We start from the raw sequence: 24,328 nt of genomic DNA on the forward strand, positions 1-24,328 counted from the left end.
GATGTCTTGGCAAGATAAGACCGTAATCTACGTGGACATGGATCGCACCCTGTGCGATTTCGATGGTGCCTATCGGTATTACCAGTGCGAGCGGCCGGACGTCGCCTTTCCGCAGAGTATCCCCGGCTTCTACGCCGGACTGCAGCCGCTGCCCCACGCAGTAGAGACCTATCGCTGGCTGCACGAGCAGGAGGCGTTCGCCGTGTTCGTCCTGACCGCACCCTCGACCATGAATCCCCACTGCTACACGGAGAAGCGCCTTTGGGTGGAGCAGCATCTGGGTTCCGACGTGGTCGACCGTTTGATCATCAGTGCGCACAAGGGGCTCAATCGGGGCCACTACCTGATCGATGACAATGCCGAAGGACGGGGGCAGGAGTATTTCGAGGGAGAGCTGATCCACTTTGGACAGACTCCATTCCCGGATTGGCTGGACGTTAGGCGCTTCTTTGAGCGCCTGTCGGCTGGTGCCGAGGTGGGCGCTTAGATCAAGTCGTACGTCACGTGAGTCATAGAATGGGTTTCTATGACCCATTCTGCGGGCAGATTGTGAGTCATAGAAATCGTTCGGTGGGCGTCGAACAATTTTTGCGCCGTGAAAACCCCGTACCGCCTCAGTTTTCACGGCGCCGGTGGGATGCGATCAAGAGGCGGCGGCCATTGCCATTTCGCTGCGCGGAATGGCCGCGCGCTCGCGGATTGCCTCCAGGTCCTGCTCAACCAGCAGCTCCCCGTTACGGAACACCGGCTGCAGTAGGTTAGGGCGATCTCCCAGATCCTGTTCGCGAATTGTCCCCAGCGTGCCGTCGCCACGGCGGATCAGCGCCAGGCGGCCTTTCTTTGAGCGCTTGCCGATATCGGTCACCGGATCCTTGTAGACATCCCGCCACAGGCCGTTCACCCTGACCGCGCTGGCCTTCATGGCGAACTTCATGGTGTCCCGGTTCACCTTCTGCAGCAGCTCGGCGCCCATGCCGAAGGCAATGTTGTCGGCGCTCTGCTTGCGGGCCTTCATCGCCGCCAGGATGCCCTCGATGGTGTGCAGAGAGATGCCATCACCCTGGATCACCCGGATATAGTTCGGCAGCACCCGGTAGCCCTTGTCGTTGATCCGGGCCCCGAAGATACGCATCAGGCGCTCGATGGTCTGGGTGACCACGTCCACCGGATCGCCGCTGTCCGGGCGGATTACCAGGGCGCCGCCGCTGTTCTCCACCCGCTCCTTCAGTTTGCCGCCCCAGATGTTGTCGATCGCGTTCCACAGATCGTAGCTGTCGCTAACCACTGCCACCAAACGCCCGTCGCCGGCAAACTGGGTCAGCATATTGGCGTAGGCTTCGGTCTCGTGTTCCCGGCCCCAGCTGGTCATGGTGCTGTGCTCTGCGGCTGGAATAGAGAAGCCGGCCATGGGGGCGTTGTAGAAACGGCGGCCGGCGATCAGCGCCGCGATGGTGTCGGTACCCCGGAAGTTTACCAGGTGGGCCAAGCCGCCCAGGCCGGCGGTCTCCTGACTGCTGGCGCCACGGGCGCCGAAGTCGTGCAGCTTGAAGGGCAATCCGTCCAGGTCGTCCGCAGTTTCCTCCAGGTAGCGCTGGATAACCTTCTTTGCCTCGCGGCTCTGGGTGGCCACGGTGGTGGGGTACCAGACGGCTCGAAGCAGGGCGGTCTCCACATAGCTGGTGAGCCAGAAGCACTTGGGATCGGTGTTGATCACCTGGGCCAGTACGTTCCGTACCGGCACCACCATACCTTCCGGTACTGCCTGGACTTCGATAGGCAGGTAGCCCCGGTGCTCCTCAAGAATGTACTCCCAACCCTCGCGATTGAAGGGCACCCCGTGGGCCAGGCAGAGGTCCTCCGCCTCGTCCACGTCGGCTCGGGTGATGGGGCGGGTCAGGTACTGCTTGATAAAGGCCTGCAGGCCGAAGAAGACCGCCTCCTTGAACTGCCCGCCGCGGCTCTCGATATAGCTGCTGACGTACTGGGTGCCCTCTGGGTACTGGAGGTAGTGGCTGGTCTTGTAGCTGTCTACGTTCAAGATCGGGTTGTAGTCTTGCATCGCGGAAATCCTCCGTCGAAGTGATGTTGGTGCCGGTCTGTCCAGCACATTGAGCAGCAGAAGCTGCTGATCATTAGTGACGTTTCGTCTCCAATGATTGGATGGTGTCTTATCGACACTATTATGTCAAGCTCTGATCCATGGAGTTTCGCGTTGAGAAAGCTGAAAGAAGTAACAATCTTTGGATTCCATGTTGCCAAGCCATCATCACATCGATCACATTAGTATCGGGCGCAGTCTTAACAGTGGTCCCCACTCGTAGGGCATATCCATCCTTCGTGTACCTACAGCGAATCTGAGCAAGGGCCGCTATTAAGGGCAAATAGTCCGTGCTAGCATCCGCGCAGCCGCTACATAACAACAAAGTCCGCGGCTGCCGTTCTCCCAGCCATGCAATGTCATGTCCCGAACCATTCTCGGGACTCTTGAATTCAACTATTCGATGTTGAACTGCAATTGCTGGAGGAATTCCCCATGAACGTCAGTCATTTCACCGATCCTGGTGTCGCCGAAAGCTGCCCGACGGCCAGCACCGCAGGTCTCTCCATGCCATCCGAGGAACAGCTGGAACTGCTGTTTTCCCGCACGTCCAACGGGCGTCTCAATCCATCCCTGCGCGACGATTCCCTGGTGCAGTGGGGCAACCCGGTTGGTACCCTCGCTGTTGCCGCGATGTTCCGCCTTTTGGAAACCGGCGATGCCACGGCCGCGCTGGGCTTCGGTGGCGCTGGTAGTCCAGTTGTCTCCCTGGCCATTGCGGATTTGTGCGTCACCGGCGTCGACAACCTGGCGCAATTCCGCCGGGCGGCCATCGGCGAGGGTGGTGAGGTCGATATACCTCGAATGAAGGGGTTTGTGGCCTTGGCCGTACACGGAGCCGCGGAAGACCGCGGCGTTACCATCCTCCCCGACCGGTCGCGCCAGGCCTTCGAGGCGGCCGAGTACGTGGTGAACCGTGCCATGTCGGTGCTCTGGGCGCTACATGGGCCCGTGGAGCACCGTGTGGTGGCTAGGGAGCCCTTGGGGTGGATCGCGGTCAACGCAGAGCGGGACCCGCCCCCGCGCCCGGTCAATATCGGCGCCACCAACTGGCCCTGCGCGGATCTGGATGTCACTGTCAGCCACGATGGGCGCAGTATTCAAAGCCGCATCCGCTACGCCATCGCTGGCGCCACGGATGCCGATCCACGGGTCTCGGTCTTCGACAGCCTGCCGGAAACCCGCCGCCCGCCGGTGATCCCCGACGACTGCCTGATCCTGGTATTCCTGCACGGCCACAGCTCCCGGCTGGAGGAGGCTGGCTCCTTCTATCAGGGGCTCCTCGATGAGCAGGACTATTCCAGTTTCAGCAGGCCTTTTGCGGTGATCAGCTTCGACTTCCCCACCAACGGCTATTCTGAATACCTGGATCACGAGGATATCTCCCCGCTGGAGACGACCACCCGATTCGTACCGGATCACCCGGAGGAACGGCGGTTCGGCATGCTCGAGTACTACGAAAAGCTGGTGGTGGAATTCGTGGAGGAACTGGATCGGCAGATAGTCGCCGACGGCCGCACCAGCATCCTGGATCGCATCGCCGCGGTGGTGGGCGGTAGCATGGGAGGCAACCTGGCGTTGCGCCTGTCCGAGCGGCTGGTCACCAGCGCCAGCTGGCTGGATGCGTTGGTCAGCTGGTCGCCGGCGAGCTCTTACGTGTCCTTCGGCCGATCCGACTATTTCATTCCCAGCCCGGGGGAGCACTTCGATCCCATCGCCAAAGAGGCCCTGGAGCGGCCGCATCAGCGCTGCCAGCATGCAGAATCGGACGATTCCAGGGCGGACTTCATCGGCCTGCAGATGCAAGGTGAGCGGTTGATAAACGACGGTACCCCTGAGTTCGAGGCTGGGGTGCGCCTGCTGTCCTTCTTCCTGCAGCCCCTGGTCGCGGGGCTGGCGCCGGCGATCCTCGGGCCAGGACTCGGTCCGCTGGTTTCGGGGCTGCTCGGCCCCCAGGTTCTGGGTTCGATCGTGGTGGAGGGGGTGGCAAACATCACCACCATCAAGCAATCGGACGAGTGGTTGCGGGATGAGTGCCGGGCCGGCTACGACTCGGCCGCGGCCGCCCAATCCGCCCTGATGACCCTGAACGAAACCTACAACAGCCGGCGCCGGCGCATGCACTGGCGCATCGCCTATGAGCAGCTGCTGTTCAGCCACCAGGACGAGGTGGCCGATAGCCGGGGCCTGCCCTGCTACAACGCTTCCGATATCGCTACCCTGTTGATCGCCGGGGCCAATGACGTGGTGGATGAGCACCGCTTCAATATCTTCGGCGGGGTTAGCCTCATAGCGCCGCTGATGGAGAACAACCCTGGGTATGCGGTGCTGGTGGACAACACCGGCCACTCGATCCACGCGGAGCGGCCACGCTGGCTCGCCCAGCGCATCCTTACCTTCGTCGCCGAGCGTCGGCCGGCGCGGGAAGTGCTGACCGCGCGCAGGGAAGGCGGCCGGTTTACTGAATTCCACTTTGCGCCCCTGTGGAAGCCGCGGAGCTATGAGCAGGTGCTTAACCTGGCTCGAGGCCGTGGTGGGGTGACTCCCTATGAAATTGCAGACAGTGCGGGTAACCGTACCTCGATTATCGGTCGGCGTTACCTGGCCACCCGCCCGGACGATACTCCCGACAACAACCTGCGCGCGCTTCCCCGGACCCGGTTGCCGGTGCCGGAAGAGGCCGTCGAAGGTCCCCCTGGAGGGTTCCAGGTCACCCATGTGCGGATCCGGGAGGCGACCGCCGGGCCGGCCAGTTCCTGGGTCACGCATTTGTGCAATGACGCGCTGGGGCTGCAGGTGTCTAACTTCCATGCGGAAAACGCGGTAGTAGAAGGGCGCGCTCGGTACTTTATCGCGACGGAGGAAGGAGAGATTGATCTGCGGTTGGTAGAGTATCTGACCACGTCTCCGGATGGGATTGAAGAAAACAACCTCAGCAATTTACCCGAGGCGGAAACTGCGTAAGTGGAATGAGACCGGCTCTGGATATCCAGAGCCGGCGTTTAGGTGCCAGAGCCGCACAGCTCCTGTGCACGGAATTTCTCGTTGCGGATGCAGGAAGAGGGCGGACGGGTAAGATCAGCGGCTCAGATCAAAGAATTGTTGAGACGGGAACAGTCGGCGCACGAGGGAGGTTTCACGGCCTTAGTCGAGACAACTCGGAACTGAAGAGAAGGCCCTTCAACCCGGCGCTATCGATTCTCGATACGACTTCGTCGGAGCAAAACAGATCGAACGACACTTCATTCTGGGCCTTGAAGACGTGGTCCTTCAGGGACTCCGGGAAGGTCAGGGATTCGACTTCCACATGGGTTTCGCCGTGCATCCGGTAGGAAATCTGATCGGCCTTTATCGGCCTGCTGTTGAGGCAGTGATACAGGTAACAGCGCCCGCCCGGAAGGTTGCACGGCAAGAACTCTCCGAAGGGGGACAGAAGGTCGTGCAGCACTTCCTCGGCTTTCTGGTTCAGAATCAGGAAGCCGGGTCTCCACATGCCGATGTCCGGCAGCGCTACAGTGTCTTCGTTTTGAAAATAGGCAGCTTCCAAAGGCTTCCAGAAGTCCGCGACCGGCACATCCAGGGTGCCCAGCTGCATTGCGGCCTGCTCCCCGATGTCCGGGTCGAGCAAGTCCAGATAGTCCTCGACGTCCAGCGTAAAGCTCTGGTAATTCTGGCTGTCTTCAAAGATCTTATAAATCATGGCCTTCGTTACCTTAGCGGCGGCTGGGTGACGTAGTCGGGCTGCTGGCCATCGCGCAGAATGTTGCGCAGGGCTATCAGCTTGGCCTGGAATGCCTCGCTGTCGGCGATGACGTTCGTCGAGGTGTGGACCCAGTGCTCATAGTTGTGTGTATGTATCTCGGAGTGCGCAGCGGCATGGGGCATGGCCCAGTGCCCTTTATCCTGCTTCTGCCGGGGCATCCAAACGCCGTTGTCGGGGTCATTGATGCGTATGCCGTGAAAGTGCAGATCGATTCGGGATTGTGCCGCGTATTGGGTTCTCCCCTTGCCCAGCACGATGTGGTGCGCCGTGAAGCGCGGGCCCGGCTGGGGCCGACCATCCGCGCACATGAACCTGGCGAGTGTCTCAGTAGGATGATGTTTTTCAAGTGCCATCGCCCCGCGCAAGGCCCGCTTTTCTTGGCGGGTTGCGCCGTCTCCGGGCCGAAGGGCTGCGCGATATTCTTCCAACTTGGTCTGCACCTGAACCTGCGTCAGGGTGGCCAGCCGCTGGGCCTTCAGGTGTGCGAGCGCCTTATCAAGCTCCTTCTCTCGCTTCCCGCGTTGCTCGGGCGTCTCGTTGGCCGATGCCATGGTCTTGCGATAGTAGGACTTGGCCTTCTCCTCGAAACCGGCGATCGCCCGTTCGAGAGGGCTCATTTCATGGTAGTGAGGCGTGATCCGTCGTCCGTGATCATATTCCATCGCAATTACTCCATTGCTGCTTGATGCGAAGAGCGCATTCTTCAAAACGGGATGTTACAACATTCTCCGAACGCGGAGGAAAGCCTTCCGGCGCGTCGTGATGATCGGCGCTACAGATCCAAGTTCGGCAATAGCCGGGCAATGTTGCGCGCGTCGTCTTCCCCGCGATGTTGCTGCCCCTCGAATTCCAAACCGAGAGACTGTAGTGCGCTGCCGAGGCCCGAGCGGCGCTTCTTGCCGGTTTTCTCCTGCCACAGCGCCTTGAGGTTGATATGGGGCTTGGCAAAAAATGCCGGCGCGCAACCGTGGCGCGCCTGCTCGACGCGGATCTGGTTGAAGTCGTACTGTCCCCAACTGGCCCAGGCGTGGTATTCGAGCCCCTGCAGCCAGTCGTTCAGCAGCGCTGTCGCCTCTGCAAAGTCCGGCGCCACCGCCACTTGTCCGGAATCTATGCCGGTGAGCTGGCAGCAGAAATCGCTGAGTTCGGGGTTGATGGTGGGCCTCACTAATTGGCTGTGGCTGGCCAGGACTTCTCCCTCCAGGGTGGCCAGGGCTAGTCCGAACTCGATCACTTCCATGGTCTCGGCGGACTGTGGGCGATCGTTCCAGCAGGTGGCTTCGAGGTCGACGATCAGCAGGTGACGGATGGGATCCGCATTCGGCGGTGTCATGAAAGGGGCTCCGTTGTTCCAGGGGATTCGCTGAGGCACACCAGGGCGAGCCGCTCGCCTTCCTCTCCGCGATAGGTATCCAGGAAGTGGCAGTTGCCCACGGCGACCGGCCTGGGTACAAAGTTGTGGCCGAGGTAGAGTGCGTCGATGCCGTCGATCCGGAAGGGGGCGAGGGCTTTCGGTTCGGCCTGGGCAATCGTGTCCAGGCGCTCCAGAAATAGTCGTCTGTATTCGGCCGGGGTGCGTTTCGCATCGCCCAGCCCGAGCAAGCGCCGGTACAGCTGGCTGGCCAGGGAGCGATCCCATAGGAACTGCTCCGCGGTATTCGCCACTCGCTCGTCTTCTTCCAATGATACGCCAGAGGACCAGGACTCCTCGATTACGGCCAGGGCGCGCAGCGTTCGCGGCCAGCTGCCGCCGAGGACGTTGGCGTGGATCAGGCCGATGTGCCGGCCGCCGGCGTCTAGCTCGATGGCCCAGGGCCATCGCCTAACTTGGCTCACTAGGTACTGCTGTTGTGCCTGCGGCAGCCTGTAGAACCAGTCGCCGCCGTTGGCACGGTGCCGGAGTGCAGTTTCCGGATTCTCGGACCCGGCGATCATCATCGCTTCGTGGTTGCCGAGAATGCCGAAATAGGTCTTTTGATCGACCATTGCGAGCAGAGATTCGCTGTCCGGGCCTCGGTCAACCAGGTCTCCGAGACAGAAGAGGCGATCGCAAGCAGGATCGAAGGCAACCTCCCGCAATTGCTTATTGAGCTGCTGCAAATGGCCGTGCAGGTCCCCGACGACGAAGTCACGTCCGGCAAGATTCCTGTCGACATTGAGGAACAGACTCATGGAAGACTCACATGATTGACCATAGGCCGCGTTGCCGGCATCGGAGAAGCCGTTGTTTCCGGCCTCATTGCCGGCACTCAGGTGGCCGACGGCTTCCCGGATGGCGAAGTTATCAAAATCACTTATAACTCCCTAAACTCGCTATAAATCGACCGCGGTGGGGTGCGGGTACCTGCGAGCACATCTCATGATGCCGGAAGGTTACGCTGTCCCTACCAAGGATTGGATTATGTAGTAGTGGTCCTCGAACATCTCCTGGGGATCCAGTGCACCCAGTGGCACCCACCTGGCATGGCGGGCGTCGTCGCCGCCCTTTACCTTGGGCAACTGGCTGCAGGGTTCCAGTTCAATATAGAAGGCGTGGGTAATGGTCCTGCCACGGGCGGAGCGATAGGGCTCGTCGAAGACGTCCTGGCGGCGGATCGAGCCCTTGAGGACCGGAGCCGGCACCCTAAGCCGGGTCTCTTCGCGCAGTTCCCGCAGGCAGGCGTCCACCAGCTTCTCGTGCGGATCGACAAAGCCGCCGGGCAGGGCCCAGAGGCCACGTCCCGGGAAGGCGCGCCGCTCCACCAGGAGCACGTGCCCTGACTGAACTACCACCGCATCCACCGTCACATGCGTGGGCGGGTAGGGCGCGGCAGTCCAGGAGGCCTTGTACTTGGTCACGAACTCAGCCTCCTCGCGCATTGCCTGGTAGGCCGGATCAGAGTCCACGAAGCTGTGCAGAGTTTGCGCCACCGGCGGCGGCAGCAGGTGGGAATCCTCCAGATCCCGCAACTGACCAGCCGGATTATCGCCGAACACCCGCTCCCGGATGGGCGTCGCGCTGATGCTCTTGAAATTGTCGACGCCCAGAGAATCCCACTGGGGGAAAAGGTTCAGGTAGAAGCCGGTGTGATCCTTGCGGTGACCGATCAGCGCGATCTTCGGAGGCTTGTGCGGCACCGGGTGATGCGCGGTCACTATTCCAGAGACCGAAGTCTGCACGTTGCGTACCCACAACTCATCGTTATAGGGCACGTCCATCAGCGGCAGGCAGATGAGACGTCGGTTGTCTGCTTCCGGCAAGCAGGCCCGGATATGCGTCTCCCGCTCGACGTGCGTCCAAGGGTTGCGGGGATTGCGTGGTTGGAAGGCTGAGCCGATCAGGACGATCAGACGCGCTGCCCGGGACAGCCCTTCCTCGACCACCTTGAGGTGACCTGTATGAAATGGCTGAAAGCGGCCGATAAAGACGGCGAAATCGTAGTCTTTGGACATGGCAGCAAGCTCCTTGCTGGGGTGAATGACTCTGGTCTATCCAGTGCCGTGATTATTCATCCTTACATTATTGACTTTTAGACACTAATGGTCAAGAAGCAGATACCTTGTTAGCCAACATGCTATGCACGAGATTACATTATTATATCGCTAGATGTCTTGAGGATCTTGGGCTTCAACTCTAAAAAGAATCTGTGACGCTTGGACCTTTTTCTATCCATGGTTCGATATGCAAAATCCGCGCTATTTCTTTTTCACGGCATTGTAGTATTCGGCTTTAGTAGAGCAATACAGATTGAGCAGTTACTCCATAGGGACAAGCACAGAACCGCGCCCTGAACTTGGCACCAATTCTACATATAGAGATTTTCGTCCAACGATGGCAGCAAGCATTAGCCGCTTGTCCTGGCGCTTCTCTGATAAGCGGTTCCACTCTGACCTATCGAGAACAGAAGGATGAGGATTGTCTTCCGGATGGGTGTGCCATTCACCCAGATAACGGACGGTCCCGTGACTCATCGTCCATCGTGACATGGCGATGGTTTCGTGGCCAAATGGCATCCGCTCGAAAAGATAAGGAAACCGCTTATCCAATGCCGTGGGAACCGTGGCTTGCTCAATGAGCATATGGGTTCCATGGACAGAACCGAGCAGAAGCCCACCAGCTTCGCAGTCGGTATCATTGCTCTGAATATGCTGACAAAAAGTTTCCAACGTGGCCTTCGAAAAATGCAGCAGCGTTCTTTTGTCGTTGGTCGCCCAAGAACTCATGAAGTGCATAGGGGACATTCCCGATCCCGCAGCGGATCGCAATCGGGTGTAGCAAGCTGTTGGGTGCGGTCGATCAATCTGGTTCGCAACGCGGGGGAATAAACGCCGTTGATCCAGTCAAGGGTCATCTCAGCACCTAGGCTGGCAGCATGCACCGACACCGAAGCGGGGAATGGCACGTACAAGCCCTCGCATCCATGCCCTGCCAAAATGGCAGGTAGAGGATCAAGGGTGGAACGGAGTTCATCTCTCCTGTTGCTATGCCAAAGACATCGGAAGCACGCACCAGATGCGTTCGTTCTCAGGAGCGCACGGACGGCCGTTCCCGGCCCCTCGATCCAGACCGAGAGCATGGGCATCGGAGGCGGATAGTGGCCGCACAGCCAATGTCCAAGCGATTCTTCTCCAGTGGCGTCTATGAGTAAATCCAACTCTCCCAACTGGGCTTGCCTGACATCCACAGGGAGCGCACGAATCTCGGCACCTGGCGCCAAGCGTTTGAGTTCCTTCGCCATAGCTTCGGCCTTGTTCGACAGCAAGTCTGGAAAACCCAGGCGATGCCGCCCGATGTTCTGCGGGAGAAGGTAATCGAAATCCACCAATGTGAGTTTTCCGCCGCGTGTCCCCGCCCCAGCCTTGACCAGCATGTCCGACAGATATCCGCCGATCGTGCCGCATCCCACAACGGCAAGGTTTTTACCCGCAAGCGTCTTCGACTTTGGTATGTTCCGCTGGGCAAGGTACCGATCGTCAATTCTGACCACCGAGATGGGCTTCGCCTTCAATCCATAGCTCAAATCCTTGCGATCTGCGAGTTGTTTGCTCTTTTGGACCGGACGTTTTTTGCGGTCATAGAAAACCACGAAGCCATACGTCATCAACGGAGACTCGATAATGATCAGATTGCCGTTGGCCTTTTTCCTTTCTCCCTCCTTGATGCGCTTGTGAATCTTGCGCCGGCATTGAGGGTCAAGGGTGCCTTGCCATGCCAAGATGTCCCCAACGGTTTCGGGGGGCCAATGGCCGGTCAGAGGACGGGGTTGGGTGCCAGTCCTTATCCGATAAGTCAGCACAGTGCTATCGGTGACTTGGAAGCCCAGCGACTTCAGCTTCTCAGTTGTTCGGTCTTCGTTGTCGGTGATAAACCAAAAGGGGCTCTCGTTGGCCTGTGCGACTATGCAGTTCTGTTGCCCTAGGTCCTCGCTCTGCATGTCCACGAAGCAAAACCAGCCACGCCAATAAGCGAAGAACTCTTCCGCCAGGTCTTCAATCATCTCCCCCTGCATGATCTGCCCAAAAACAGCCGCTGCACGTTGCAGGCACGCCAGCGACTGTCCGACAGGATCGTAGATATCCAGAACGACAGTACCCTTGGCGAGATAGCAAAGCTCGCCATCTGCACCAAGATGAGGAACCGCTGCGGGCAGCTCAGGAGGGATTTCCAGCAGCCGGATGCGGGGCAAGTCGAAGAACGTGGGATCGAGCTGCACTTCGCATGGACAACCCTTGTCCGCTTGGGGCGGAATCAACCGCCCGTGTAGTCGGAACCAGCCGTCCTTCTTCATGCCGACAAACTCAAAGCCTCGCTGCTTGAAGGCCTCGATCACGTCTGCGACTGCTGCAACGCAGCTCATCCAGCCTTCGTTCGCCCGACAAGTTCGCTCGGACCAGCAGTGGCGGGCGCTGCGGAAATGGTGGCGGCAACGGATACCACCTTGACCCGATCCGGCTCGTTGGGAAAGCGCGGGCCAAACTTACCTTGCATCCAAATGCAGGCCTGTGAAGGGCTGCCGGCGTCGGTGGCTCCGCGCAGCACCTTCTCAAATTCTTCAAACGCCTTGGCCGCTTCTTCGACCCCCGCGTTGCCGAGCCGTTCAGTGAGCGACTCGGACTCTTCCACTGGGTTGTTTACACCCTCCCGTAACTGGGTCGGCAGTGCCGCGACGACATCCAGCAGCGCGAGGTCGTCGCGCCGATCACGTTTCTCAAAGACAGGTGCGGCGGCGGCCATCAACAGGATCGAAGCGGGGCCGCCGTTGGGCCAGCTCCAATCGCGGTATGCCTTCAAATAACGAACCACGCGGCGGAACTGCTCCCCCTTGGCTTCCACTTCGCCCAGGAACCATTCCTTCACAGGCCTGGGGTCAGAGGGCTTCCAGTTGCATTCACGATGGGCCAACAGCACCTTGTCAGCGGGGAGCGCCGTCCAGATATCCTGCTCCGCCATGTTTACAGCTTCTGATAGCGAATCGTAGCCACGCATTTCCATTGACGCCTTTAGAAGCGCAAACTCTTCGTCCGGGATGGCATACAGGGGAATATCGATGTGGGCGAATGTAGCAATGACGATGCGAATACACGTTGGCTTATCGGTGACAAGACTCCAGCTATTTTTTTCGACCAGCGGCTTCAAGGCTTCTTCCGCTGCTGCAAAGAATACCGTCGCTGCAGTGCTAGGGCGCTTAGTCTGAGAGACGAAGCTCATTGGCAGATAGCAGCCATCATCGACATCCGCCTGCTGCGGGTGCTGTGCTGGGGAGTTCAGCGTCTTGTATGCCCACGACCCTTGTGTGAAGAAGCGGGGCTTGGGGACGTTTTCTGTGTATCCGCCTGCCTTCAGCACCCGAGGGATCCCCGAACGCAGGCAGTCTCTGACATCAGAGCGTGCGCTGGCGATACAGGCGCGCTGCTCAGAGGTGAGGTCCAGCTCGTCATGCATGCAGGATTCGTCATCAACGGTGGTAAAGAAAAGTGGGCTCAGGTTCAGCATGCGGTCTCCGGAACATTTTTGTTGGGGCCGTGATAGAAAATGGGTGCGCCGGCTTGGTGCGCTCGAAATGGTTGGAAAAGAGGATCGCCGAGCGCACGCTGCGCCGCATGATTACCGCGATCCTTGAGCGTATTCGTGGCGGCAATGGAAACCCGATCCAGCGCTTTCACGTCCTTGCTTTGATCCGGCGTCGCCTGGTCGTCGATCTGGAAATAATCGTTACCCAACGACTGCCGCAGCATGTAGTCCACGGACGACTCCTGAGCGGAGATCACCAAATCAAAGAGCCCTCCACCCCACTTGCCGAATCCACGATCAAGGCTGGCACCGCCGCGAACGGTTGCACCGATGGTCATCGTGCCGATGGCGAGGACCCGAACCAGCGCATCCGGGTTCGGCGCCAGGAACATCTTGACTTCGTGCAACCCGAACAGGCCGGGGGCGTTGCCCACTAGCCCCCCGTCCGCGAAGACACCGCGGTTATTGCGAGCCAGCGGAAAGTAGACAGGCGCGGCCGCGGTCGCCAACGCAACGTCGACGATCTTCATCCGGTGATCCAACTCAAAGGATGGATGGTGCGGGGTCTTGAAAAACTGCCCACGTCCCGTCGAGTAGTTGACCGCCGGCACAAGAACACGATGCTTCAGGTCACCGATCGTGGATCCTTGAAAGCGCTCTGTCAGCACTTCATTCAATCCCGCTGAGTCATGCTTTGCGGTCAACCAGAATCCCAGGAGCCGTCGCGGAAGGTTGCGACAACCAAAGATGCGGCTGCCCTCGTCTTCAAACAGTGCTTTGAGTTCATGGGCCGGAATTTCTGCAGCCAGCCCCAAAGCCAGCATCCCGCCCGCCGATGTGCCGCAAATCAGATCAAAATGTGAAGCGATAGGGCGACCCAGCACGGCTTCAAGTTCGGCAAGAACCGTAGCCGTATAGAGGCCGCGATAGCCTCCGCCCGACAGGGCGAGCACATGGTAGGTAGGGATGTCAGTCATGGCACCTTAACCTCTCGGGGGAAAGGAGTCGTTGCCATGGCTATCCTTGTCGCGGATACGGCCATCTGGACGATGGATGACGAGTTCGGAATTCTGGTTGCGTGCAATATCCCGCGCAGCATCTATTGCCTGTTGCTGCGTGTCATGCACAGAGGTCGCTCGCTGGTTGCCAGCGCCTTTGACGGCCCAACCGTCTTGATGAGGAACAACATGCTGATTTTTTCCGGCCATGATGGCTCTCCTACAGTGGGGCTAAGGAAGTCCCAGCCCATCGGCTGGGTTGTCAATGGCCGTCCACTGCAGCACAATACGTTGCTCAGTCAGACAACAGGAGGGCCGAGCCAATCCAAGCTGAAGCGACCGTAAAGCCCGCCTCTGTTGTCTGGCTGGACAACAATGTATCAGAGCATGCGCGCCGGTGCAACCCCTGCGCCACATGCGCCTTTTAACTCGACTGGATGCGGGATTGGTGCAACCGAGGGCTACGACCTTCTTCCCGCAACCGCAAGGATCAGAACTCATGCCGCAAACAGGTTTGGGCGTCGCTATCAAGACGCTACGCGAACGCAGAACCCTTTCCCTGCGTGAAATTGGCCAGCTATCGGCAGTGGACCATGCGTATATCCACCGTCTCGAAACGGGCGAAAAAACAAACCCCTCTCCAGACCTGGTTGAAAAGCTATTGAAGGTTCTTAAGCCGTCGGAGAGAGATGCTGTACTCGTAACTTGGCTGGTTGATCATGCAGGAGCTGACCCGAGCCTCGTCGAATATGTGCTGCAAGATCCTTCTATCAGTATCGACGTATTTACGGCTGCGGCTGGAGTCAGGCATAGGGGTAATGCAAGGCCTGATCCTGCAACATTGATTGCCCGAATTAAAAAGGCCTTCGAGGATGACGACGAGGACGATTGAGTATGGATGAAGCGAATGTCAGGCAGAAGGCGCGTGCGTTTATCGCGAAAGTCGATGTTTCTAACATCCAAGAAGATCTTTCCCCCTACGTGACCGCAGCTAACGCCAAGGTCAAGAAAGATGAGCTTGGCGAGGGGGAATCTGGATACACCATTACCAAGCCAAACGGGAAGCACATTATCACGGTGAACTCGCTGGAAACTAATGAACGCCAGCGCTTCACCATCTGCCATGAAATAGCTCATATCGTGCTCGGTTTGGAGTCGAGCCACGAGGAAGTCCCGTCCTGGTCTTATGCCAAACGACATCCTAACGAGATCGCCTGCGACACATTTGCCGCTGAACTGCTGATGCCTTATCAGCTTTGGCTTTCTGCCGTACCCAGGGAAGAGCCTTCCCTAGAGCTTCTCCAGCATATGGCTGATTTATTCGGTGCTTCGTTCCCTGCCGCTGCGTCAAGATTTGCCAGTCTCAGCGATATGCCGTGTGCCTTCGTCACCATGGAGCGCGGTGCAGTACGGTATGCCGCACGCTCCACGTCTTTGAGGCAAGTCGGGGCCTGGATATCGCCGAGATCGGTGATCCCGACCGGCTCAGTGGCTCATCGACTCAGATCTTCCGGGACCAGTACAACTGAGACTAGGGAAGTTTCGCAGGACTTGTGGTTCGATAACTGGGAAAAGGGCCTTGATCTCTGGGAGCTTTCGAGGCATTACGCACGCGTTGACACTACCATCTCGCTGCTATGGTTTGACAGCGAAGATCTGCCAGAGGTCGAAGTAAACCGCTTCGGCGCGCGAATCGAAGACGATGGTGGCTTGCCCGAACTTACGGGCGAGCTTCCCTGGCCAGGGCGAAACCGGCGCCGCTAGCAAAGCCAGACAGCCACGGTTTCCGAACAGTAAACCAAGCTTTTCCCTTGCTGTCAGTTTCGTTGGCCTTAAGGGGGTTTTGCTAGGCTCCGCTCAATGAGTTGCCGGGAAAAGGGGTCCGGAACATCGATGTATCGCATTGCAGATTGAATATCCTTCCAACCGACATGCTCCATCAGAGCCTTGGCATCCCAGCCGTTGCTGTTTGCCCAGCTGGCAAATCCGCGACGCAAGGAATGACTGCTAATGCCAGCATGCTTTGAGGTCCCGGATTCATCGAATACGCGCCGGAGTAGGGCAGAGACACTGTTAGGCTTCAGGCCTTGCTCGGAAAGATGACCCCAACGGTTAATGCCGCGGAAGACCGGACCTTCGCCAATGTCGGCCAAGTGAATCCACTCTTCATAGGCAGAAACGGGGCATAGCCGGCTTAGCGCCGGTACCCTGAACTCCCTTCCCGCATTCTGTCGATCGCCCTTACTCCTGGGCAAGAAGATTGTCAGTCCCTCGCCGGGACTCACCGTCACAAACTCCGCTTGTAGGCGGCAGAGTTCGTCACCACGAAATCCGCGCCAAAAGCCCAATAGCAGCAGTGCTTTGTTGCGGGCATGTGCGAGTGACGACTTGTGATCTCCCCCGGCTGTTGCGGCTTCGCACTCCCGTTCAAGCCAGGAGGTTAGGGCGGTCAACTCCTCCAGCTGCAGTGGGCGCGCCCGCTTTTCTTGTGCCGGGTGCAACTCCCGAATGCCCTTGAGAACCTTCTTGACGATTGGCGCCTTGGTGGGATCTGGGAATCCCTGATCATTGTGCCACTGCGCCAGTGCGGCGAGGCGCAATCTGAGCGTGTTGACGGCCAGGGTCTCCGCATGGTCCACCAGATACCGAGCCACGCTGTCGGCGGTCGCCGGCAGGAAGCCACCCCAGCTCACCTCGAAGTGGTGGATCGCTGCCTGGTAGCTGCGCCGCGTGTTGTCACGGGTGGCCGCGTGGATGTACTGCTCGATCTTGCTCATGGCGATTTCTTCCCGGGTTGCCGGGGTAGGGGTGCTGCTGGATTCACTAGGAATTAACCCGGCGACAGGGCTTTCGTACTGAGAAGTGGTCATTTTACGGCAAAGATGGCATCTAACAATGGATAATTCCTTATTATCTATTTTTATAAAAGTTAGAATGTTGCTCCGGTTCATGGTCTGATTTAGTATGTTTATACATAGTACATACCACAGTACAAAATAATCGGAGATCCCAATGGCGCGCTCAGGTATCAACAAAGTCCAGGTCCAGCGGGCCCGCGATGCGGTGCTGGCCCGAGGCGAGAATCCTTCCTTGGACGCGATACGCATTGAGCTCGGCAATACCGGTTCCAAGACCACTATTCACCGGTATCTCCGGGAGATCGAGGAAGCCGAGAGCACTCGCCTCGACGACGAGCAGCTCCTCAGCAAGACGCTGCAGGAAATGGTGGTCCGGTTGGCGGCGCGCTTGCGGGAGGAGGCAAAAGAACTGGTCTCGGCAGCCGAGAAGCGCCTCAAAGACCAGGAGTCTCAATGGCAACAGGAACGTGAACGACTCGAGCGCTTGCTGACGGAGAGCGGCGAGAAAGCGCATCGTCTGGAGCAATATTTGGCGGACTCCAAGAGTTCACTGGAACAGGCGGCCGCGGAGTTGCAATCCGAAAGGCTCCAAGCGCAACGGCAGGCCCAGCAGATCGAAGACCTGGAAGTGCGCCTGGCGGACAAAGACTCCCACCTGAAATCCCTGGAGGATAAGCACCAGCACGCCCGAGATGCCCTTGAGCACTTCCGCCAGGCCAGCAAAGAGCAGCGGGATCAGGATATCCGCAGGCACGAACAGCAGGTGCAGCAATTGCAGGCCGAACTGCGCCAATCGAACCAGTCCATCATCGTCAAGCAGGGTGAGGTCACTCAGCTCAACAAGGACAATGCCCGCCTGGCCAGCGAGCTTGGCGCAGTTCGCAAACAAGTAGGCAGTCAGGAAGATGCGCTCCGGAAGTCGGAACAGTTGGTCGCCGCCCTGCGCGAGCAAATAAGCCAGGCCAACACGGACCTGAGCGCAAAAGCCAAAGAGCGAGATCTGTATTGCGAGCAATTGGAGCGGGCTCAATTAGAGCTGAAAGAATGTGCGCATCGGCAAACAGAGCTGGAAGTCGCCCTCGCCGAAGCCCGCACCAGTCTGGGCCATTTCAAAGCAGCTGCAGAGGCAAAAGGTGACCTCCCCGGAAGACCTCAATCGGAAGAGAAATCCAGGTAAGGTAGCAGACGGGCGATATTCTTTGCGTCGGCCCCGGCGCGGTGGTGGCGTCCTTCAAACTTCAGCCCGGCAGACGCAAGGGCGGCGCCGAGGCCGGCGCGCCGCTTACTGCCCTTCTGCTGCTGCCACAGGGCCTTGAGATTGATATGGGGAGCGGCTGCAAACACCGGCGAGACCCCATGCCGCGCGCACTCGACATTGATCTGGTTGAGATCGTATTGGCCCCAGCTACCCCAGGTCTCAAATGGCCATTCACCGACAACGGTATTCAGGTGCCGGACTGCTTCGAGATACCCGGGGGCATCATCCACCATTGCCTGTGTGATCCCGGTCAGCGATTGGCAGAAGTCGCTGAGCTGCGGGTTTAATGTGGGCCTGACCAACTGATGAAAAGAGCGGGTCACGATACCGCTCATAGAGGCGAGCGCGAAGCCGAACTCAATGATCTCCATACCCTGCACTGTCTGGCGGCGATCATTCCAGCAGGTGGCCTCCAAATCGACAATGAGGATATTTTGGAAAGCTTGCACGCGGTTTTTGCCGGTAAAAAATGTCGTAGAAACAAATAGTTCACCTTAGTTTGACGAAAAATTCCAGAATCCCCTCCGGTCCGCGTATCAAACTGTTCATTGGCGCATTACTCTCAATCCGTTAAATACCACAAGTAGGCTGGTTCCCATATCGGCGAAAACGGCCATCCACATGGAAGCCTGGCCGGCAAAGGCGAGCAGCAGGAAGATCGCTTTTATGCCCAGAGCCAGCGCAATATTTTGCCTCAGTATGAGGGCAGTACAGCGGGACAGCCTTATAAAGGTGGCGATCTTGCCCAGGTTGTCGTCCATCAGGGCGACGTCGGCGGTTTCGATGGCGGTATCGGTGCCGGCCGCGCCCATGGCGAAACCTATGTCGGCACGTGCGAGCGCCGGCGCATCGTTGATGCCGTCGCCGACCATGCCCGTATGGCTGTGTTCCGTCAGCGCTTCCACCTCGCGCAGCTTGTCTTCCGGCAACAGGTTGCCCCGGGCTCGGTCTATACCGACCTGGACGGCAATGGCCTCGGCGGTATGCGGATTGTCGCCGGTGAGCATCAGGGTTTTCACGCCCAGGTCGTGCAGTTCGGAAATCGCCCTGCGGCTCGTGTCCTTGACCGTATCTGCCACTGCAAACAGCGCCAGTACGCCCGCATCACCCACCAGCATAATGACGGTTTTTCCCTGGGACTCCAGCGCATCCAGGCGCCGCTCCAGCTCCGGGGTGCAGAAGCCCAGTTCCTCGACGAGGCGGTGGTTGCCGAGCTGAAAGCTCTCACCACCGATATTGCCTTTAACGCCGCGCCCGGCCAAGGCGGTGAAATCTCCGACTTCGCGCAGGGTGATACCATCGTTCCGCGCAGCCTTTGCCACGGCAATGGAAACCGGGTGATCGGAGCGGACGGCCAGGCTGGCGGCGAGTGTGCGCACCTCAGGGGCATCGCCGCCGGCCCAGGGCTCAAAATCGGTCTGCGCAGGCTCGCCGCGGGTAATGGTGCCGGTCTTGTCCAGTGCCAGCCAGCGCAGCCGCCGGCCGTCTTCGAGGTAGACACCACCTTTGATCAGGATACCGTGCCGCGCGGCGGCGGCCAGTCCGCTGACAATGGTCACCGGCGTGGCGATCACCAGTGCGCACGGGCAGGCGATGACGAGCAAAACCAGGGCGCGGTAGATCCACTCAAGCCAGGCGCCGCCAAATAGCAGTGGCGGAAACACAGCGGTTGCGAGGGCCACCGCGAATACCAGTGGCGTGTACCAGCGCGCAAACGCATCCACGAAGCGCTGGGTCGGCGCGCGGCGGCCTTGGGCGGCTTCCACGGCGTGAATGATCCGCGCCAGGGTGGAATTATCGGCGGCAGCAGTGACCTGGTACTCCAGCGCGCCGGACTCGTTGATGCTGCCAGCAAACAGTGAGTCGCCCGGTGCTTTGTCCACCGGTAAGCTCTCACCGGTGATCGGGGCCTGGTTCACGGCGGATTGCCCGACGACGACTTCGCCGTCGAGCGCGACGCGCTCCCCAGGCCGTACTCTTACCCGGCTACCGACAGCCACCTGTTTCGCCTCTATTTCTTCCCAGCGACCGTCATCCAACTGAACAGTTGCGGTCTCCGGAGTGAGTGCCAGCAGTTCGCGGATGGCGTTGCGCGCCCGATCCAGGGACTTGGCTTCGATCAGTTCCGCCAGGGTGAACAGCACCATCACCATGGCCGCTTCCGGCCAGTGTCCGATCAGTACTGCACCGGTAACGGCAATGGACATCAGCGCGTTCATATTCAGGTTGCGATTCCTGAGCGCTATCCAGCCTTTCTTGTAGGTTTTGAGGCCGCCGCCGGCGATCGCTGCGAGAGCCAGGAGCATCACCAGCCAATTGTTGCCGCCCTGCAGCCAGTAGACCAGCTCAGAGGCCAGGGCCGCGGCTGCGGCGGCCGCCAGCAGCCACCAGTTTGCGGCAGCGGCCGGTGGCGCCTTATCCGTATCGGCGGCAACCGCCAGCCGTGCATCCAGATCCAGCGGTTCGAGCGCCGATAGCAGCTGCGCCTGCATGCCCTCTGCGTGACGCACCTGCAGTGTGCGCTGCACCAGGTTGAAGTCGAGCTGGTAGATGCCCTTCATACCGGACAGTTTGCCGCGGATCAGGCTCTCCTCGGTCGGACAGTCCATCTTGGCGATCGACAGCAGCGTCGTCTCACCGCTACCGTCCGGCGAGGGGGGTAGCTCCTCCGTCGCCATGTCGGTTGGTTTTGCGCAGCCGCAGCATTTGGCGGGATCGGGCCTGTCCATTGGGTGTCCTCGGTAGCAGATCTGTGATACGGGGATTAGAATCCCTCTAGTCACTATAGGGTCAAGGGGGTAAGGGCATGAGCTACAGGATCGGCGAGGCCGCCAGACTTGCCGGCTGCAAAGTCGAAACGGTGCGCTTTTACGAGCAGATGGGGTTAATGCCTGCACCGGCGCGTTCCGGAGGCAACTTTCGTCTTTACAGCGATTCCCAGTTGGAGCAACTGCGTTTTATCCGCCACTGCCGCTCCCTGGATATGCCTCTCGAGGACGTCCGCGACCTCCTCCTGTTCCGGGACAAGCCGCGCAAGAGCTGTGCCGGTATCAATCAATTGGTCGACGAACACATAAACCGGGTGGAATCCCGGATGGCGGCGCTGAAGCAATTGAGGCAACAACTGCAGGCACTGCGCAGCCGGTGTTCTGGGGAAAACTCCGTCGAGTCGTGTGAAATACTGCAGGGGCTGTCTGATTGCGCCTGTCATTCGGCCCGGGCGGATTAGCCGACGTTGAAATTTCCATCCGGATGCTGTTAGATTGGCGGCCATTCATGGATACAAAAACTGACTTTCTGCAATGAACTTCGCCCGTGTCTGCTACCTGCTGATCGCTCTGCTGGTCTTCCAGACCGCAGTGGCGTTCTACGATAGCCATGAAGCGCTACAGGATGTCGCCACCCATGTGCCGCCGCACCACCTGGACGGGGAGGAAAGCGTAGAGTTTACCCCCGAGCCAGATCAGGGTGCCGCGGGGCCCGCATCACCCTTGCATCCGGACGGTCCGGATTTCTGCCACCACTGCTGTCACTGCCACGGTGTCGGCGTGGTCGGCATACTCGGCCAGGCGCCGCGCTTTTTCGACCCCGGCGGCCGTGTGCTGCGGGACGCAAATAATCCCTCCTTTTCTGCCGGCTATTTTTCCGCGCTTTTCCGCCCTCCCATAGCCTGAGTTGCGCCCTGAATCCGCGCGCGCATACGAACTATTAGTCTCGCGCGCGCTCTTCACGACATGACTTGGGAGTACCTTATGTATTTCTCTTTCGCGCGCGTATTTTGCGCGCACTATCGGCGTGCCTCGCTGCTGGCGCTGGCGCCGCTGATACTGTGGATGTCGCCGGTCCTGGCCCAACAGCCTGTGCCGGTGGCGCAACTCACCCTCGCAGAAGCCATTGAGCGCACGCTGTCGCAAAACCCGGAGCTGGCGGTATTCCACCTGCGCGACGCGGCGCTGGCTGGCCGGGCACAGACCGCTGCGCTGCGGCCGCCGCTGGAGCTCAGCACCGAGCTGGAGAATTTTGCCGGCGAAGGTGGCGCCGACGAGGCGGAGCTGACCGTTTCCCTGTCCTCGGTGATCGAACTGGGCGGGAAGCGAGCGGCGCGGGTAGATGCGGTCTCGGCCCAGCGCGACTTGGTGCTGGCGGAGGAGCAGGCCAAGGCTCTAGACCTTCTTGGCGAGGTGATCCGCCGCTATGTGGAAGTGCTGGCGGCCCAGGAGCGGCTGGCTCTGGCGCGGGACTCGGTCGCTCTCGCCGAGGACACCCTTAGCGCAGTGGAGCGCCGCGTAAAAGCAGCGGCTTCGCCCAGGGCCGAGGCGCTGCGCGCCCGCGCGGCTGTTTCCCAGTCGCGCCTCGCGGCCCGGTCGGAGGAGCGTCTGGTGGCATACCACAAACTGGCGCTGGTCTCCTTGTGGGGCGGCGAGAACGCCTCCTTCCGTCTGGACTCCGCCGAACTCTACCGCTTTCCCTCCGCTGAAGGCTTCGCCGAACTCTACAGCCGCGCCCAGCAGAACCCCGCCATAGCCCGCTTCGCGTCGGAGGAGCGGCTGCGTGCGGCTGAACTGCGCCTGGCCGAGACGCAATCGAGCCTGGACATTGGCTGGTCCGCGGGTATACGCCGCTCGCGCGAAATCGATGAGACCACTTTGGTGGCCGGATTCGAGCTGCCGTTGTTTCCTAAGCGCCGCAACGCCGGCGCCATCGCCACAGCCCTCGCGGAGCGGGAGCGGGTGGCGGTGGAGCGCGAGGCGGCGCTGCTGCGCTTGAAGAGCCGCCTGTACCGCGCGGTCAGCGGCCGCGAACAGGCTTTGGTGGCGGTAGAGACGCTGGGCAGTGAGGTGGTGCCGACCCTGCGCGAGGCATTAGTGGAAGTAGAGCGGGCCTACAATCGCGGTCGCTACTCCTACCTGGAGTGGGCCTCGGCGCTGGAGGAGCTGATCGGTGCCCGTCGCGCGCTGATAGAGGCCGCCAGCGCGACGCTGCGCTTTGGAGCTGAAATCGAACAGATGACCGCCGCCCCCCTACTACCCGCGGGCGCAGAACCGAGCAAATAGAAATGATCAGACTAACGATGAATAGAAGAATCAGATTGCAAAATACTTTCGCGGCGCTGCCGTTTATCGTGCTGCTATTGTGCACCGTCGGCCTGACGACACCGGTTCCGACCTTCGCCTCCGGTAGTGAGGGTCATGGCAGTGAGGACCATGGCAGTGAGCACGGCGAACACGCGGAAGCACGTGGTCCCCACGGTGGCCGCCTGCTGGAGGACGGCGACCTTACCGTGGAGTTGCTGATCGTCGAGAGCGGCGTTGAGCCTGAATTCCGTGCCTGGATCAGTGACAAGGGTGAACCACTCACGAATGCCGGCGATGCGCGCTTGGCGGTAGAACTTACACGCCTGGACGGCAAAGTGGACCGTTTCGAATTCACGCCGGCAGGAGACTACTGGCGCGCTGAAGGCGCGATCGAGGAGCCACATTCCTTCGACGTTAAGGTATCGCTGGCACGCAATGCCGAGCGCGCCGAGTGGCACTACGAATCATACGAGGGGCGGGTAGAAATCGACGCCGATATGGCCGCCAAAGTGGGGATCGTGACCGCCGTTGCGGGACCCGGTGAAATCAGCCAATCGCTCACCGTCTACGGTGATACGGCGCTGGCCCACGGCAGCCTCAGTCATGTGCGCGCGCGCTTTCCGGGTCCGATCAAGGCGGTCGCGGTGGAGATCGGCGACCGGGTGCGCAAGGGACAGAAGCTGGCAGAAGTGGAGTCCAACGAAAGTTTGCAGGTCTACCCGATTACTTCGCCCATAGACGGGCTGGTTGTCGACAAACAGGCGAGCAGCGGCGAGTACAGCGGCGAGCGCGAGCTATTCACCATTGCCAACTATGACCAGTTGTGGGCGGAGCTGCGGCTGTTTCCCGCGCAGCGGGCACAGGTCGCCCGCGGCCAGAAGGTGACGCTGAGCGCCGACGGACAGCAGGTGGAGACACAGATCGCCAATCTCGTGCCGGGCACGCCGGGGCAGCCCTTCGTGCTCGCCCGCGCTCCCATCGACAACCGCAAACTCAACTGGCCGCCGGACCTGATACTGGAGGGGAAGGTGCTCGTCGACCGGGTGCGCGTGCCACTGTTGGTGGAAAACCGCGCGCTGCAGCCGCTGCGTGACTCGGTGGTGGTGTTCATTAAGGTCGGCGACAGCTACGAGGCGCGCCCGCTGCGACTGGGCCGTTCCGATGGTCGCGTGACCGAGGTGCTGGATGGCCTGGAGCTCGGCCAGCGTTATGTCACCGCCAACAGCTACCTGATCAAAGCCGACATCGAAAAGTCCGGCGCAGCCCACGCCCACTGACGGAGGACAG

The 24,328-nt window shown here is 59.9% G+C and carries 23 protein-coding genes; 9 read left to right on the forward strand and 14 right to left on the reverse strand.

What is annotated here, in order from left to right:
* Window position 1 precedes the first annotated feature (1 nt).
* Window positions 2-487 carry a 5' nucleotidase, NT5C type gene (locus ACXAF3_RS01785; protein WP_475110594.1) on the forward strand — a complete coding sequence of 162 codons (486 nt, stop codon included), beginning with the start codon at window positions 2-4 and terminating at the stop codon, window positions 485-487.
* Between the two features lie 156 nt (window positions 488-643).
* On the opposite strand, the gene ACXAF3_RS01790 is transcribed toward ACXAF3_RS01785, so the two are convergent.
* On the reverse strand, window positions 644-2,059 hold the full coding sequence (locus tag ACXAF3_RS01790; RefSeq protein WP_475110595.1) for a nicotinate phosphoribosyltransferase: 1,416 nt from the start codon (window positions 2,057-2,059) through the stop codon (window positions 644-646).
* 546 nt (window positions 2,060-2,605) lie between these two features.
* Between ACXAF3_RS01790 and ACXAF3_RS01795 the strand changes: the two genes are divergently transcribed.
* The gene (locus ACXAF3_RS01795; RefSeq protein ID WP_475110596.1) at window positions 2,606-5,062 is read left to right on the forward strand and encodes an alpha/beta fold hydrolase; all 2,457 of its coding nucleotides are present in this window, start codon (window positions 2,606-2,608) and stop codon (window positions 5,060-5,062) included.
* 172 nt (window positions 5,063-5,234) lie between these two features.
* Here the strand turns inward: ACXAF3_RS01795 and ACXAF3_RS01800 are convergent, their stop codons facing one another.
* The 10 genes from ACXAF3_RS01800 to ACXAF3_RS01845 all read right to left on the reverse strand — a co-directional run bounded on the left by ACXAF3_RS01800 (window position 5,235) and on the right by ACXAF3_RS01845 (window position 14,060).
* Window positions 5,235-5,798, reverse strand: coding sequence for a hypothetical protein (locus ACXAF3_RS01800; RefSeq protein WP_475110597.1), 564 nt, complete (start codon window positions 5,796-5,798; stop codon window positions 5,235-5,237).
* An 8-nt stretch (window positions 5,799-5,806) separates the two neighbouring features.
* Complete coding sequence (locus ACXAF3_RS01805; RefSeq protein ID WP_475110598.1) at window positions 5,807-6,523, reverse strand: AHH domain-containing protein; 717 nt, start codon at window positions 6,521-6,523, stop codon at window positions 5,807-5,809.
* Window positions 6,524-6,633: 110 nt separating this feature from the next.
* On the reverse strand, window positions 6,634-7,194 hold the full coding sequence (locus ACXAF3_RS01810; RefSeq protein WP_475110599.1) for a 3'-5' exonuclease: 561 nt from the start codon (window positions 7,192-7,194) through the stop codon (window positions 6,634-6,636).
* On the reverse strand, window positions 7,191-8,033 hold the full coding sequence (locus ACXAF3_RS01815) for a metallophosphoesterase (protein WP_323844357.1): 843 nt from the start codon (window positions 8,031-8,033) through the stop codon (window positions 7,191-7,193). Before ACXAF3_RS01815 ends, ACXAF3_RS01810 begins: the two co-directional genes overlap by 4 nt.
* 201 nt (window positions 8,034-8,234) lie before the next feature.
* A complete protein-coding gene (locus ACXAF3_RS01820; RefSeq protein ID WP_323845585.1) occupies window positions 8,235-9,320 on the reverse strand; it encodes a bifunctional nicotinamide-nucleotide adenylyltransferase/Nudix hydroxylase in 1,086 nt (361 codons plus the stop codon).
* Window positions 9,321-9,596: 276 nt separating this feature from the next.
* Window positions 9,597-10,073, reverse strand: a complete 477-nt coding sequence (locus ACXAF3_RS01825; protein WP_323844356.1) for a Mov34/MPN/PAD-1 family protein — start codon at window positions 10,071-10,073, stop codon at window positions 9,597-9,599.
* Complete coding sequence (locus tag ACXAF3_RS01830; RefSeq protein WP_323844355.1) at window positions 10,061-11,698, reverse strand: ThiF family adenylyltransferase; 1,638 nt, start codon at window positions 11,696-11,698, stop codon at window positions 10,061-10,063. Before ACXAF3_RS01830 ends, ACXAF3_RS01825 begins: the two co-directional genes overlap by 13 nt.
* Window positions 11,695-12,834, reverse strand: a complete 1,140-nt coding sequence (locus ACXAF3_RS01835) for a CBASS cGAMP synthase (RefSeq protein ID WP_323844354.1) — start codon at window positions 12,832-12,834, stop codon at window positions 11,695-11,697. Before ACXAF3_RS01835 ends, ACXAF3_RS01830 begins: the two co-directional genes overlap by 4 nt.
* Window positions 12,828-13,829 (reverse strand): CBASS cGAMP-activated phospholipase, encoded by a 1,002-nt coding sequence (locus tag ACXAF3_RS01840; RefSeq protein ID WP_475110600.1) that lies wholly within the window; start codon window positions 13,827-13,829, stop codon window positions 12,828-12,830. Before ACXAF3_RS01840 ends, ACXAF3_RS01835 begins: the two co-directional genes overlap by 7 nt.
* 6 nt (window positions 13,830-13,835) lie before the next feature.
* Window positions 13,836-14,060, reverse strand: a complete 225-nt coding sequence (locus tag ACXAF3_RS01845; protein WP_323844352.1) for a DUF2188 domain-containing protein — start codon at window positions 14,058-14,060, stop codon at window positions 13,836-13,838.
* A 289-nt stretch (window positions 14,061-14,349) separates the two neighbouring features.
* On the opposite strand from ACXAF3_RS01845, the gene ACXAF3_RS01850 reads away from it, so the two are divergent.
* Together ACXAF3_RS01850 and ACXAF3_RS01855 are read left to right on the forward strand one after the other, a co-directional pair.
* The gene (locus ACXAF3_RS01850) at window positions 14,350-14,742 is read left to right on the forward strand and encodes a helix-turn-helix domain-containing protein (protein WP_475110601.1); all 393 of its coding nucleotides are present in this window, start codon (window positions 14,350-14,352) and stop codon (window positions 14,740-14,742) included.
* Between the two features lie 2 nt (window positions 14,743-14,744).
* Window positions 14,745-15,614: an ImmA/IrrE family metallo-endopeptidase gene (locus tag ACXAF3_RS01855; RefSeq protein WP_323844350.1), complete on the forward strand. Its 870-nt coding sequence runs from the start codon at window positions 14,745-14,747 to the stop codon at window positions 15,612-15,614.
* Window positions 15,615-15,682: 68 nt separating this feature from the next.
* Here ACXAF3_RS01855 and ACXAF3_RS01860 read toward each other — a convergent pair whose 3' ends face one another.
* The gene (locus ACXAF3_RS01860; RefSeq protein WP_323844349.1) at window positions 15,683-16,627 is read right to left on the reverse strand and encodes a site-specific integrase; all 945 of its coding nucleotides are present in this window, start codon (window positions 16,625-16,627) and stop codon (window positions 15,683-15,685) included.
* A 235-nt stretch (window positions 16,628-16,862) separates the two neighbouring features.
* Here ACXAF3_RS01860 and ACXAF3_RS01865 point away from each other — a divergent pair, with 235 nt between their 5' ends.
* Window positions 16,863-17,885 carry a DNA-binding protein gene (locus ACXAF3_RS01865; protein ID WP_475110602.1) on the forward strand — a complete coding sequence of 341 codons (1,023 nt, stop codon included), beginning with the start codon at window positions 16,863-16,865 and terminating at the stop codon, window positions 17,883-17,885.
* Here the strand turns inward: ACXAF3_RS01865 and ACXAF3_RS01870 are convergent.
* Both ACXAF3_RS01870 and ACXAF3_RS01875 read right to left on the reverse strand, forming a co-directional pair.
* Entirely contained in the window at window positions 17,861-18,415 is a 555-nt protein-coding gene (locus ACXAF3_RS01870; RefSeq protein ID WP_475110603.1) for a 3'-5' exonuclease, read from the reverse strand. The two genes, ACXAF3_RS01865 and ACXAF3_RS01870, sit on opposite strands and share 25 nt — an antisense overlap.
* Before the next feature lie 96 nt (window positions 18,416-18,511).
* Window positions 18,512-20,695, reverse strand: a complete 2,184-nt coding sequence (locus ACXAF3_RS01875; RefSeq protein WP_475110604.1) for a heavy metal translocating P-type ATPase — start codon at window positions 20,693-20,695, stop codon at window positions 18,512-18,514.
* Between the two features lie 77 nt (window positions 20,696-20,772).
* Here ACXAF3_RS01875 and cadR point away from each other — a divergent pair, with 77 nt between their 5' ends.
* The 4 genes from cadR (at window position 20,773) to ACXAF3_RS01895 (ending at window position 24,318) form a co-directional block, all read left to right on the forward strand.
* Window positions 20,773-21,195: a Cd(II)/Pb(II)-responsive transcriptional regulator gene (gene cadR / locus ACXAF3_RS01880; protein ID WP_475110605.1), complete on the forward strand. Its 423-nt coding sequence runs from the start codon at window positions 20,773-20,775 to the stop codon at window positions 21,193-21,195.
* Between the two features lie 73 nt (window positions 21,196-21,268).
* Window positions 21,269-21,640, forward strand: coding sequence for a hypothetical protein (locus ACXAF3_RS01885; RefSeq protein ID WP_475110606.1), 372 nt, complete (start codon window positions 21,269-21,271; stop codon window positions 21,638-21,640).
* 78 nt (window positions 21,641-21,718) lie between these two features.
* Window positions 21,719-23,020, forward strand: a complete 1,302-nt coding sequence (locus ACXAF3_RS01890; RefSeq protein WP_475110607.1) for a TolC family protein — start codon at window positions 21,719-21,721, stop codon at window positions 23,018-23,020.
* Between the two features lie 35 nt (window positions 23,021-23,055).
* On the forward strand, window positions 23,056-24,318 hold the full coding sequence (locus ACXAF3_RS01895) for an efflux RND transporter periplasmic adaptor subunit (protein WP_475110608.1): 1,263 nt from the start codon (window positions 23,056-23,058) through the stop codon (window positions 24,316-24,318).
* Window positions 24,319-24,328 lie beyond the last annotated feature (10 nt).

The sequence above is a fragment of the Microbulbifer sp. ABF4_143 genome, assembly GCF_056160225.1.

What these genes read in the sequence shown, in the direction of transcription:
- ACXAF3_RS01785 (WP_475110594.1), top strand. Translation starts at nt 2, where the DNA reads ATGTCTTGGCAAGATAAGACCGTAATCTACGTGGACATGGATCGCACC.
- ACXAF3_RS01790 (WP_475110595.1), bottom strand. Translation starts at nt 2,059, where the DNA reads ATGCAAGACTACAACCCGATCTTGAACGTAGACAGCTACAAGACCAGC.
- ACXAF3_RS01795 (WP_475110596.1), top strand. Translation starts at nt 2,606, where the DNA reads ATGCCATCCGAGGAACAGCTGGAACTGCTGTTTTCCCGCACGTCCAAC.
- ACXAF3_RS01800 (WP_475110597.1), bottom strand. Translation starts at nt 5,798, where the DNA reads ATGATTTATAAGATCTTTGAAGACAGCCAGAATTACCAGAGCTTTACG.
- ACXAF3_RS01805 (WP_475110598.1), bottom strand. Translation starts at nt 6,523, where the DNA reads ATGGAATATGATCACGGACGACGGATCACGCCTCACTACCATGAAATG.
- ACXAF3_RS01810 (WP_475110599.1), bottom strand. Translation starts at nt 7,194, where the DNA reads ATGACACCGCCGAATGCGGATCCCATCCGTCACCTGCTGATCGTCGAC.
- ACXAF3_RS01815 (WP_323844357.1), bottom strand. Translation starts at nt 8,033, where the DNA reads ATGAGTCTGTTCCTCAATGTCGACAGGAATCTTGCCGGACGTGACTTC.
- ACXAF3_RS01825 (WP_323844356.1), bottom strand. Translation starts at nt 10,073, where the DNA reads ATGCACTTCATGAGTTCTTGGGCGACCAACGACAAAAGAACGCTGCTG.
- ACXAF3_RS01830 (WP_323844355.1), bottom strand. Translation starts at nt 11,698, where the DNA reads ATGAGCTGCGTTGCAGCAGTCGCAGACGTGATCGAGGCCTTCAAGCAG.
- ACXAF3_RS01835 (WP_323844354.1), bottom strand. Translation starts at nt 12,834, where the DNA reads ATGCTGAACCTGAGCCCACTTTTCTTTACCACCGTTGATGACGAATCC.
- ACXAF3_RS01840 (WP_475110600.1), bottom strand. Translation starts at nt 13,829, where the DNA reads ATGACTGACATCCCTACCTACCATGTGCTCGCCCTGTCGGGCGGAGGC.
- ACXAF3_RS01845 (WP_323844352.1), bottom strand. Translation starts at nt 14,060, where the DNA reads ATGGCCGGAAAAAATCAGCATGTTGTTCCTCATCAAGACGGTTGGGCC.
- ACXAF3_RS01850 (WP_475110601.1), top strand. Translation starts at nt 14,350, where the DNA reads ATGCCGCAAACAGGTTTGGGCGTCGCTATCAAGACGCTACGCGAACGC.
- ACXAF3_RS01855 (WP_323844350.1), top strand. Translation starts at nt 14,745, where the DNA reads ATGGATGAAGCGAATGTCAGGCAGAAGGCGCGTGCGTTTATCGCGAAA.
- ACXAF3_RS01860 (WP_323844349.1), bottom strand. Translation starts at nt 16,627, where the DNA reads ATGAGCAAGATCGAGCAGTACATCCACGCGGCCACCCGTGACAACACG.
- ACXAF3_RS01865 (WP_475110602.1), top strand. Translation starts at nt 16,863, where the DNA reads ATGGCGCGCTCAGGTATCAACAAAGTCCAGGTCCAGCGGGCCCGCGAT.
- ACXAF3_RS01875 (WP_475110604.1), bottom strand. Translation starts at nt 20,695, where the DNA reads ATGGACAGGCCCGATCCCGCCAAATGCTGCGGCTGCGCAAAACCAACC.
- cadR (WP_475110605.1), top strand. Translation starts at nt 20,773, where the DNA reads ATGAGCTACAGGATCGGCGAGGCCGCCAGACTTGCCGGCTGCAAAGTC.
- ACXAF3_RS01885 (WP_475110606.1), top strand. Translation starts at nt 21,269, where the DNA reads ATGAACTTCGCCCGTGTCTGCTACCTGCTGATCGCTCTGCTGGTCTTC.
- ACXAF3_RS01890 (WP_475110607.1), top strand. Translation starts at nt 21,719, where the DNA reads ATGTATTTCTCTTTCGCGCGCGTATTTTGCGCGCACTATCGGCGTGCC.